Genomic DNA, 10336 nt, shown 5'->3' with positions numbered 1-10336 from the left:
TGCCTGAGAGGAAGGAACGCGATGCCAGCGGAGAGACTAAAGATGCGGCGTGTCCGCGAGATTCTGAGATACAGATTTGCGGAAGGTCTTGGCCACAAGTCGATTGCGGCGCGCGTTGGTGCGGCCCCCTCGACGGTGCGCGAGACGTTACGCCGTTTGGAGCGTGCCGGACTTTCCTGGCCGTTGGGCGACGATGTCAGCGATGCGGTGCTGGAGGCGGCTCTCTATAAGGCTGCCGGCACGAAGACCGGTCACCGTCGCAGTGCCGAGCCGGATTGGGCGCATGTTCACCGGGAACTGAAGCGCAAGCATGTGACGCTGCAGATCCTCTGGGACGAGTATATCGGCCTTCATCCCGATGGATATCGCTACAGCCGCTACTGCGATTTGTATCGCGCTTGGGCGCTGAAGCTGCCGGTGACGATGCGCCAGGACCATGCGGCTGGCGAAAAGCTGTTCGTCGATTATGCCGGCGACACGGTGACGGTGGTCGTCGACAGATTGTCGGGAAAGACGCGACAGGCGCAGGGGCATCGAGCTTGTCGTTTGCACACGCCCGCTGGAGCGAAACACTTCCCGACTGGATCGAGTGCCACCTGCTGGCGCTTGAGGCGTTCGGTGGTGCGCCGGCGCTGCTCGTTCCCGACAATGCCAAGGTGGCGGTGATCAAGGCCTGCCATTTTGATCCGCAGGTCAATCGCACCTATGCCGGGATGGCAGCTCACTACGGAAGCKCKGTTCTTCCSACGCGACCACGCCGGCCGCGGGACAAGGCGAAAGTGGAGGCAGCGGTTCGCATTGTCGAGCGCTGGTTGCTTGGCCGAATGCGCCACCGCGTCTTCTACAGCCTTGCCGACGTCAATGCGGCAATCATGGAATTGCTCGCCGATCTCAACGACACCCGTGTTCTGCGTCGTGTCGGGCGCACACGACGGCAATTGTTTGAAGAGATCGACTATCCCGCTCTGCGGYCGCTTGCCGTCGAACGATACRTCTTTGCTGAATGGAAGATACGCCGGGCCGGCCTCGATTATCATGTCGATATCGATAAGCACTATTACTCCGTGCCCTATCGTTTTGCCCGTGAGCAAGTCGAGGCACGCATCACCGCCAATACCATCGAGATCTTCCACAAGGGTGAGCGGATCGCTGCCCACCGACGCTCGAGTGGCAATGGCAAGCACACGACAACACCGGAGCACATGCCGTCATCGCATCGCCGCTTTGCTGACTGGACGATCGAGCGCATCAGCCGCGAGGCGTCGGCAATCGGATCGGACGTCGCATTGCTCTGCGAGCGTATTCTCGCTGATCGGCCGCATCCGGAACAGGGCTACAGGGCCTGCCTGGGCATTATCCGGCTCGTCAAAGCGTTTGAGCGCGAGCGGGTCAATGCGGCCTGCGGCCGGGCGTTGGAAATCGGTGCGCGAACCTATGGCTCGGTGCGCTCCATTCTCGACAATCACCTCGATCGACCGTCGGCGTCATCAGCCGCATCATCATCTGAGCCGATCAATCACTCCAACATCCGCGGCCCCCGCTATTACCACTGAGGAGACGACATATGCTTGCACATCCCACCCTTGATAAATTGAATGCCATGGGCCTGACCGGCATGGCCAAGGCGTTCAACGAACTGMTKRCCAACGGYGAGAGCGAACAACTCTCCCATGCCGAATGGCTSGGGCTGCTGCTCGARCGAGAATGGAGCTCGCGYCACGATCGCAAGCTTGCCGCCCGTCTGCGGTTTGCCAAACTGCGCCACCATGCTGTGCCTGAGGATGTCGATTACCGCAGTGAACGCGGTCTCGATCGGGCGCTGTTCATGAAGCTGATCGGCGGCGACTGGATCGATGCCCACGACAACCTCGCGATCTGCGGGCCATCTGGTGTCGGGAAAAGCTGGTTGGCCTGTGCCCTCGGGCACAAGGCCTGCCGCGACGATCGCTCGGTTCTCTATCAGCGCGTGCCACGGCTGTTTGCCAATCTCGCTCTTGCCCATGGCGACGGCCGCTATGCTAGGCTGCAGCGAACCCTCGGGCACGTCCGAAATCAACGCCGGAAATCTTGACTCGTCACACGAATGAACTGACAACAATCACAGCCAGCAGGACCCCAGCCTCAAGGGGGCGAGATCATCCCGGAATCCGGGGGCGCAATCATCTCGGAACAAAGGGGCGGCTTCATCGGAATCGGCACCCATCGCCACAAGGCGTAATTGTATTCCTCTAACTAACGCCCTTTAATGGAACCTTCTCCATTGGAGGGTTCGTAAATGGTGGAGGTTGTAGGAAAGGGCGTCGTCAGGGCTGCCGCTGCGTGGCGCTTGAAAAAATGGCATATCGCGTTTTGGATGTCCCACCGATGCTACTATTTAGTAGGCCTTGGCGGTGTGCTGTTATCGTCCATCGCCGCGGGATTTCGCGAACCCCCCTATTCTCAGGGGGCTTCGATCGCGTCGGCCTTCCTCTTTGCCTTTATGGGTTTTGTGAAACCTGACAGGATATATTTCAGGTTCGTTCGCGCGTGGCGCATTCTCTCCCTCGCGGTGATCCAGTTTGACGCTGGCCTAATCGACGAAAGTAAACTCGTGAATGCGATCCGTCAGGGCGAGGCGTTGCTTGGTTCCTTTGAGGAGAGCGATCTATCACGAGCCGAGGTAACCCAAGCAAACGTCGGGCAGCCGACTCAGGAACCAGCAGCCCAGTCAGCGATCGGTAAGCTGAGCAAGTGAACGCCAGCCAGCAGGTCTGAGTATTTCGCGTCGTCAAGGATTGGAAGGACACGACCGCCGTTCTTTCTGATAACCGCGGCGACCTGCTGGGGTGTGCTGCCTACGAGTTGAAGGTAGTCTCCCATCGAAAAGGCAGACTTGACACCATCCCGGCGGAATCCAGGGCTGAGGTGTCTCGGCCCGACCGCGTCAGCGGCATTGAACCAGATTGCTCCAAGCCCGGGAGTTTCAAGCCTATCGAATGTCGGTAGCTCGGCGGCGATAAGCGGTGCCAGGTCCTCTACGCTTTCCTTGACATAGTAGAGATCATCCCAGTCGATCCGAGTTAGCTGAGCCTTGGACTTCTTCCCAAGGGGGTTCTCGACCACGGTCGCTTGCCTCATTCGGGCTACACGTGTTCCGTCAATTTCAACCTGCTGTCCTGTATGAAGAGTAACCGCAATCATTGTCCACCTCACAGGTTGGAAAGCGCAAAAATACGCCAGCAAGTTGAGCCGGTCGAGTTACTCGAAATTGGTACTACCGACCAACTCCAGCCGATCAGAAGGCCCGAGAATGAGCAGACCCAGCAAGTACAATGAAGGGACAGCAGCCAAAATTTGCGAGCTGATCGCGGACGGCAGAAGCCTCCGCAGCATCTGCCAGGACGAAGACATGCCGTCAAAGTCGACGGTGTTCAGTTGGCTTGCTGACGAGCAACACGCCGCTTTCCGGACCAAGTACGCACTCGCGCGCGAAGCCCAAGCCGATGTCCTCGTCGACGAGATGGTCGACATCGCCGACGACGGCTCGAACGACTGGATGGAAAAGCGTTTCGGTGAAGAGGCTCGTTGGGTAGAGAACGGCGAGGCGCTGCGTCGCTCGGCCCTGCGAGTCAGCACTCGCCAGTGGGTCGCCGAGAAGCTGAAGCCGAAGAAGTATGGCAGCAAGCTGGCGCTGACAGACGGCGAGGGCGGCCCGCTCAAGATCGAGGTCGTTCGCTTCTCCGATGAGCGATGACTACAGTACGCATTCCGGCGCTTGGATGGCGCCCGCGTGACTACCAGCTTCCGGCGTGGAACGCATGGGAGCAAGGGTGCAAGCGGCAGCTCCTGTTCTGGCATCGTCGAGCTGGCAAGGACGAGATAGACCTACAGAAGCACGCGGTCAGCGCCATGACGCGGCCGGGAACCTACTGGCACATGCTGCCCGAGGCTTCCCAGGCGCGAAAGGCGATCTGGAACGCAGTGAACCCGCATTCGGGAAAACGCCGGATAGAAGAGGCATTTCCGTCCGAAATCATCTCGAACATGAACGACAACGAGATGTTTATCAGGTTCGTGACCGGCTCGACGTTTCAGGTCGTAGGCTCGGACAACTTCAACAGCCTGGTCGGCTCGCCACCGGTCGGCATCACGTTTTCGGAATGGGCGCTGGCGAACCCGAGTGCGTGGGCATTTCTCTCGCCGATCCTTGAGGAAAACGGCGGCTGGGCATCGTTCATCACCACGCCTCGGGGCAACAACCATGCGAAGAGCATGCTCGATGCGGCAAAGCTGGATAAGTGGGACGGTGCATCGAATCCGAAAGGATGGTTCACCCAGGTCCTGACGGCGGCTCAGACGGGCGCTATCAGCGCGGAAGGCATCGAGCGTCAGCGCGGTATCTATGCGGCTCTGTACGGCAAGGAGATAGCCGACCTCCTGATTGAACAGGAGTTTTATTGCTCGTTCGCGGGCGCGATGGTTGGTGCCTATTGGGGCGCTGAAATCGCGGCCGCTGACGTGGATGGCCGGATCAAGCCTGTGCCGATCGACAGCCGCTATCCCGTCCATACAGCATGGGACCTTGGCAAGGCGGTCAATAACCCGATCTGGTGCTTCCAGACGATCCCGGGCGAGCCTGGCCCTCGCATCGTCGATTTTTACAAGCCGGAATCGGAAGACCTTGAAGACTGGTGCCATTGGCTGAACGAGCGTGGTTACCATGGCAACGACTGCGTACCGCATGACGTCATGCACCCTGTGTGGGGGACCAAGCGTACACGGTACGACATCCTAAAGGGTGCAGGGCGCAAGCCTAAGATGGTCGGCATGACCTCAGTTGCCGATGGGATCACAGCCGGCCGGGAGACGATCAAGGTTGCGGTGTTCCACGATGGCGAGGACGAACGCGGGAAGCGCGTTGAGTACGGCATAGACGGTCTGAAGGCTTATCGCAGGGTCTGGGACGACGACAAGAAGACGTTCCTCGCCAATGCCCATAAGGACTGGGCAGAGCATATCGGATCGTCGTTCCGCTATCTCGGCTTGGCCTGGCGCGAGGAGAAGGCAGAGACCGCACCGCCGCCGAAAAAGGATCAGCCGGTCTATCAGGCAACGGCTGGCGGCGTCATCGTCAGTAACATGACGGTCAGGGAACAGATCGACGCGATGATCAGGCGCAAGAAGCGCGCATCGTAGGAACCCGAACTCATCAACGTTTCAGGATGGCTCGCTTAACGGCGGGCCTTTTTCTGATGGAGCCAAAGTGCCCATGAAGAAGCCAAAGACAAACGAGCAGAGCCGCAAACTCCGTGAGGAGGGCGCCGACTGGATCAAGCGTATCAACGCTTCGACCAAGCTCGAAAAGGAATGGCTGGACGACGCCAGCGTTGCGACCAAGGCGTATACCAACGAGGACAAGGCAGAGAGCGACGAGATCGGGCTCGGCACCAAGTACGATTTCAACATTCTCTATGCCAACGTCGAGACTATCGTTCCTGCCGTCATCAACTCGTCGCCGGTACCGGACATCCGCCGCCGCTTTAACGATGCTGATCCTGCTGCCCGTGTTGTTGCGGACCTCATGGAGCGGGCAATATCGGTCCAGATCGACGACAGCCGCCTGCAGGTGGAGCTTGAGGCCGCGGCGCAGGACGCCTTCCTCGCCGGTCGTGGCATCGTTCGTTTGCGCTTCCGCAGCGACATCGTAGGTGGGGAGCCAACCAAAGAGGAAATAACGGATGCAGCCGAACGCGAAGACGGTGCCAGGGATGAGGATCGCGACGGCGAGGGAGTGTCTGATGCTGCTGACCTGTCGGAGGGCCTCGCTGCGGATGAAGGCCTTGGCGCTGAAGCAGGCAATCGTCTTAGGATGGGCGCAAATGGCGGCCCGCCTCTCGAGCGTCTCGAAAACGAGCAGATCACCTTCGAAGCCGTAAGCTGGCGCGATTATCGCCACGGTCCTGCCAAGCGCTGGGACGAGCGCCCGTGGGACGCCTTCCGCTTCGTCATCGCCAAGGAAGACGAGGAAGCCAGCTTCAACGCCGATCTGATTCGAAGCCAGTTCGATGAGCAGGAGAAGAACGCCTGGTCGAAGAGCACGGCGGACATTTGCGGCTGGGAAGTGTGGTGCAAGAAAACCCGCAAGGTGAAGTTCATCGACGACGCCGGCGTGATCCTGAAGGAAATCGATGATCCGTTGGGCCTGAAGGGTTTCTTCCCGATCCCGACGCCGATGCAGCCGATCGAAATCACCGGCCGCCTGAAGCCGGTCAATCCTTTCGCAATCTACCGCAAGCTTGCCGATCAACTCGACACGATCAGCAAGCGCATCGACGTCATCACCAAGGCCATGAAGGTCTGTGGCTGGTATTCCGGCACAAGCAAGAGCCTGGAGGCGGTCCTGACGCTGGACGACAACGAGTTTGCCCCGATCGAGGACGGCGAACTCTATGCCAACAGCCAGGGTGGCATTGCTGGTGCCATGGCATTCTGGCCCGTCGAGAAGTTTATCGCGGTACTACGCGAACTGTATGTTGCCCGTGATCAAACGAAACAGGCCATCTACGAGATAACCGGCATTTCGGACATTGTTCGCGGCGCCTCGGCCGCATCGGAGACAGCCACAGCGCAGAACATCAAGAGCCAGTGGGGCTCTCTGCGCATCCAGAAGATGCAGCGGATGATGGAGCGCTGCGCTCGCGACCTTTTCGTCATGATGTCGGAAATCATTCCGTCGCGGTTCTCGCTGCGCACTCTGGAGGAGATGACCAGCATTCCGCTTCTGCCGACGCTGGAGGATACACCAGAGCAGCGGCAGGAGAAGGCGAACGTGATAAACCTGCTGAAGCGTCCGATCGCGTCTTATTACCGTGTCGATGTGGAGAGCGATTCCACGATCCGGGCAGACCTCACTCGCCAGAAGGCAGAGGTCTCGCAGTTCCTCACTGGTGCCGCGTCGTATTTCGGCGCCGTCGGCCCGCTGGTGAAGGATGGCACGTTGCCGGCCGACGCGGCGCTCGAAATCTTCATTGCGAACGCCCGCATGTTCAACCTTGGGCGGTCGGTCGAAGAGACACTGGAAAATATGGTCTCGCAGGCAAAGGCGAAGGCGCAGCAGCCGACGCAACCCGATCCGGAGGTGGCGAAGGTACAGGCCGACGCACAAGCCAAGGATCAGGCAGACCAGCGCCGCAACGAGACCGAACTCACCAAGGCGAAGATGGACAACGACACGGAATGGAAGAAAGCCATTCTGGACGCGCTCACCAGGATCGAGACGGCCCGCATTCAGGCGCAGACCGACATGGACAGCGCAACGTTGGCCGCCCAGCTCGAACTGGCGCTTGGGCTTGCTCCCCAGCCTCCCGCCCTTCCGCAACCTCAAGGAATCCCGGTAGCAGCATGACCAAGTATGTGAAGCGCAGTGGTCGGTGGGTGGATGCATCCAGCGGCGAACCGATGCTGACTGAAGCCCAGCGCAACGGACCGATCCCGACGCCGACGATTATCTCCGACATCCAGCCCTATCGGAGTCCCGTTGACGGCCGGCCGGTGATGTCGCGCTCCGATCGTCGCGATGACCTTAAGCGGCACGGCTGTGTGGAATACGAGCCATCTCTTAGCCCGACGAAGGGCAAGATCAGGAACAAGCGCTTCGCTGAAAAGCGCGGCCTGACGGTGTCTGAAGAGTACCGGTAACCACCTCCAAAACCGAACAAGGATTGAACCGCAATGAGCGTCGAAGCACTCAATGCGCCGCAGATCGATTCCGCGGCAGTAATCGATACAGGCAATGCAGCCGAAACAGTCAACGATGACGCCGATCTCGGCGCCGTGTTTGACCGCATGGAGCGCGACAACGGCGCTGCCCGCGACAATGGCCGGTTTGCCAGCCCTGATCCGACCAAGGCCAAGGTGGCAGCGAATAACGAACCACTGGAAGGTGGTGGGGGAGAGGATACCGACGCCGTTGATCCTTCGACGCCTTCGGCCGACGTTCCTCTCCCTTCAAGCTGGCGGGGCAAGGAAGAGCTCTGGGGCAAGATCCCGGCGGACCTGAAGGCAGACCTTCGCACGCACCAGGAAGAGCTCCACAAGACGCTTTCGACACAGGGTCAGGCGCTGTCGGCCTACAAGCCGCTCTCTGACGTACTGATGAGCTACAAGGAGTACTTCGGCGGCGAGATGGGCAACTACAAGCCCCATGAGGCTGTCGACTACCTGTTCAACCTGCAACGGCAGATGGACAGGGACCCGATCAACACGTTGATGCAGATCGCCGACACCTACGAACTTCGCGGCGAGCTACAGAAGATGTTTGGCGCAGGCGCTCCGGCAGGCGAGGGCGGCGCACAGAATACCGAGCAAGCGCTCCTGGCTAAGATCAGCCAGTTGGAAGGCACGATCAAGCAGATGGGGGACCCGTCGCGGATCGATGAGCGCATCTCACAGAAATTGAATGAGGAAAAACAATTCGGCGAAGTGGATGGCCTCATAAGCCGCATCTCGAAAGACATGCCGCTCTATGGGGAAATTCCGGAGCCGGATCTCGTGAGCTTCATTCACATGGCGAAGCAGAAGCTTGGCAGTGCCGCCTCCCAGGAGGCCGTACTCAAGCGCGCTTACGACATGGCAATCAACGCAGACCCCGACCTGAGGGGCAAAGCTGCCGCACTGAAAGCTGCCGCAGTCAACGACCCTGCCCAAGTCGCGGCGGCGAAGAGAGCGAACGACACCAACATCCGTTCAACCTCGACCGGCAAAGCCCGACAGCTCACTCAGGAAGAGGAGCTGGGCGCCGTGTACGACAAACTGAAAGGTTAATCTTCGATGGCGACACCATCTTCGATTTTCTCGGAAATGGTCTCGACCACCCTTCGCAACTCCGCGAAGGACGTGGCCGACAACGTTTCCAAGCACAATGCTCTCCTCAATGTCCTGAAGGAGAAGGGCCGTATCATCGACCTTGATGGCGGCTATGAAATCCAGATCCCGCTGGAATACGGCGAGAACGGCACCTACACCCGTTACGGAGGCTTTGACACACTCAACACCGACGCATCGGATATCATCACCTCTGCCAAGTACGACTGGGCCCAGATCGCGCTGCATGTCGTCGCTTCGGGGGCCGAGATCCGCAAGAACTCCGGCCGCTCGCAGATGATCAACCTGGTCAAGACGAAGAAGTCCAACGCCCTCAAGACGGCAGCGAACAACTTCTCGATCGACGCCTATTCAGATGGCTCTCTCGCCAACCAGATCGGCGGCATGGCTCAGATCATCCAGACGAACGGGCAGGGCACGGTCGGCGGTATCGACTCCGCAACGTGGACCTTCTGGCGTAACAAGTTCCGTGAAATCACGGGCTCGAACGCCTACACGAAGGACACCTTCAAGGGCGAAATGAACGCGCTTTGGCTTCCGCTGAACCGCGGCGCCGACAAGCCGGACCTGATCGTCCTCAGCCACGACTTCTATAGCGTCTACGAATCCGGCGAGCAGCAGCTCCAGCGCTACATGGACGAGAAGAAGGCGCAGGCTGGTTTCGTGGGCCTGAAGTACAAGACCGCTGACGTCATCTTCGATGACAACGCAAACTTCACGACCACGGCCGAGAAGGGCTATTTCCTCAACACCGATTACCTCTACGTCGCCCAGCACAAGGAGGCGAAGTGGTCGCAGGACGAGGAGAAGAAGCCCGTCAACCAGGACGCCGTTGTCATCCCGTACTACTGGATGGGCAACATGGTCTGCTCCAACCGTTCGCTGCAGGGTGTCCTGCTCGACGCTGCATAAGGAGAAAATCCCATGACAGCACTTGTAGGCGCACGCCTCAACGACACGTATACCGCTGCCACTCTTGCCGCTTCCGGCAAGGGTTTCGGCCTTGGTGACCGGTACGTCAACAACCTGGGCAACGAGTTTATCTTTGTCCAGGCTTCCGGCGCCATCGCCCAATACGACGTCGTGCAGCTCACGGCGTCATTCGCTGCGGCATCGCTCAACACGGCGGGTGGCCTTCGTGGCAACCTCGTCGCTGTTGCTCAGGTCGCCTTCGCGGCGAACGAATACGGATGGGTTCAGGTCAAGGGCCCATGCACGATGAACGTCAAGGCCTCGTGCGCGGCGAACGTTCGCCTCAACACGACTGCCACGGCCGGCTCTCCGGACGATGACGGCACGGCGACCACGAAGCAGATCCAGGGCGCGTACCTGACGACTGCTAGAGGCGGTACCGACGGCTCTGCCCCCGGCATCCTGAACTACCCGTTCGTCGACGCAACGCTCTAATCCGAGCACTGGGGGCGGCTTTCGGGCCGCCCTTTCCTCATCTCCACCTTCCAAAAAGCGAGACAAT

9 protein-coding genes and 2 pseudogenes are annotated in these 10336 nt (G+C 59.6%); 10 read left to right on the top strand and 1 reads right to left on the bottom strand.

Annotated features, from left to right (window positions below):
• The first annotated feature begins 42 nt into the window (after positions 1–42).
• The 3 genes and pseudogenes from istA (at position 43) to AC1DPR_RS02215 (ending at position 2734) form a co-directional block, all read left to right on the top strand.
• Positions 43–1553: pseudogene (istA, locus tag AC1DPR_RS02225) on the top strand (IS21 family transposase).
• A gap of 11 nt (positions 1554–1564) precedes the next feature.
• A pseudogene (gene istB / locus AC1DPR_RS02220) lies at positions 1565–2050 on the top strand (IS21-like element ISRel16 family helper ATPase IstB); the annotation flags it as partial.
• A gap of 225 nt (positions 2051–2275) precedes the next feature.
• Positions 2276–2734 (top strand): hypothetical protein, encoded by a 459-nt coding sequence (locus AC1DPR_RS02215; RefSeq protein WP_477815709.1) that lies wholly within the window; start codon positions 2276–2278, stop codon positions 2732–2734.
• On the opposite strand, the gene AC1DPR_RS02210 is transcribed toward AC1DPR_RS02215, so the two are convergent.
• A complete protein-coding gene (locus AC1DPR_RS02210; RefSeq protein WP_477815708.1) occupies positions 2689–3180 on the bottom strand; it encodes a hypothetical protein in 492 nt (163 codons plus the stop codon). The genes AC1DPR_RS02215 and AC1DPR_RS02210 overlap by 46 nt on opposite strands.
• Positions 3181–3289: 109 nt before the next feature.
• On the opposite strand from AC1DPR_RS02210, the gene AC1DPR_RS02205 reads away from it, so the two are divergent.
• The 7 genes from AC1DPR_RS02205 (at position 3290) to AC1DPR_RS02175 (ending at position 10269) form a co-directional block, all read left to right on the top strand.
• Positions 3290–3733, top strand: coding sequence for a terminase small subunit-like protein (locus AC1DPR_RS02205; RefSeq protein ID WP_477815707.1), 444 nt, complete (start codon positions 3290–3292; stop codon positions 3731–3733).
• Positions 3730–5175, top strand: coding sequence for a hypothetical protein (locus AC1DPR_RS02200; protein WP_477815706.1), 1446 nt, complete (start codon positions 3730–3732; stop codon positions 5173–5175). Before AC1DPR_RS02205 ends, AC1DPR_RS02200 begins: the two co-directional genes overlap by 4 nt.
• A gap of 73 nt (positions 5176–5248) precedes the next feature.
• Entirely contained in the window at positions 5249–7384 is a 2136-nt protein-coding gene (locus AC1DPR_RS02195; protein WP_477815705.1) for a hypothetical protein, read from the top strand.
• Complete coding sequence (locus AC1DPR_RS02190) at positions 7381–7677, top strand: hypothetical protein (RefSeq protein WP_477815704.1); 297 nt, start codon at positions 7381–7383, stop codon at positions 7675–7677. Before AC1DPR_RS02195 ends, AC1DPR_RS02190 begins: the two co-directional genes overlap by 4 nt.
• A 33-nt stretch (positions 7678–7710) precedes the next feature.
• Positions 7711–8802, top strand: a complete 1092-nt coding sequence (locus AC1DPR_RS02185) for a hypothetical protein (protein WP_477815703.1) — start codon at positions 7711–7713, stop codon at positions 8800–8802.
• Positions 8803–8808: 6 nt separating this feature from the next.
• On the top strand, positions 8809–9774 hold the full coding sequence (locus AC1DPR_RS02180) for a phage major capsid protein (protein ID WP_477815702.1): 966 nt from the start codon (positions 8809–8811) through the stop codon (positions 9772–9774).
• Between the two features lie 12 nt (positions 9775–9786).
• Positions 9787–10269 (top strand): hypothetical protein, encoded by a 483-nt coding sequence (locus AC1DPR_RS02175; protein ID WP_477815701.1) that lies wholly within the window; start codon positions 9787–9789, stop codon positions 10267–10269.
• Positions 10270–10336 lie beyond the last annotated feature (67 nt).

It is taken from the genome of Rhizobium sp. 01T417 (assembly GCF_056398905.1).
This window is presented reverse-complemented; position numbering and strand designations above follow the sequence as displayed.

Coding starts and splice junctions, on each gene's coding strand:
- AC1DPR_RS02215 (WP_477815709.1), top strand. CDS start 2,276: ATGGTGGAGGTTGTAGGAAAGGGCGTCGTCAGGGCTGCCGCTGCGTGG.
- AC1DPR_RS02180 (WP_477815702.1), top strand. CDS start 8,809: ATGGCGACACCATCTTCGATTTTCTCGGAAATGGTCTCGACCACCCTT.
- AC1DPR_RS02200 (WP_477815706.1), top strand. CDS start 3,730: ATGACTACAGTACGCATTCCGGCGCTTGGATGGCGCCCGCGTGACTAC.
- AC1DPR_RS02190 (WP_477815704.1), top strand. CDS start 7,381: ATGACCAAGTATGTGAAGCGCAGTGGTCGGTGGGTGGATGCATCCAGC.
- AC1DPR_RS02195 (WP_477815705.1), top strand. CDS start 5,249: ATGAAGAAGCCAAAGACAAACGAGCAGAGCCGCAAACTCCGTGAGGAG.
- AC1DPR_RS02205 (WP_477815707.1), top strand. CDS start 3,290: ATGAGCAGACCCAGCAAGTACAATGAAGGGACAGCAGCCAAAATTTGC.
- AC1DPR_RS02210 (WP_477815708.1), bottom strand. CDS start 3,180: ATGATTGCGGTTACTCTTCATACAGGACAGCAGGTTGAAATTGACGGA.
- AC1DPR_RS02185 (WP_477815703.1), top strand. CDS start 7,711: ATGAGCGTCGAAGCACTCAATGCGCCGCAGATCGATTCCGCGGCAGTA.
- AC1DPR_RS02175 (WP_477815701.1), top strand. CDS start 9,787: ATGACAGCACTTGTAGGCGCACGCCTCAACGACACGTATACCGCTGCC.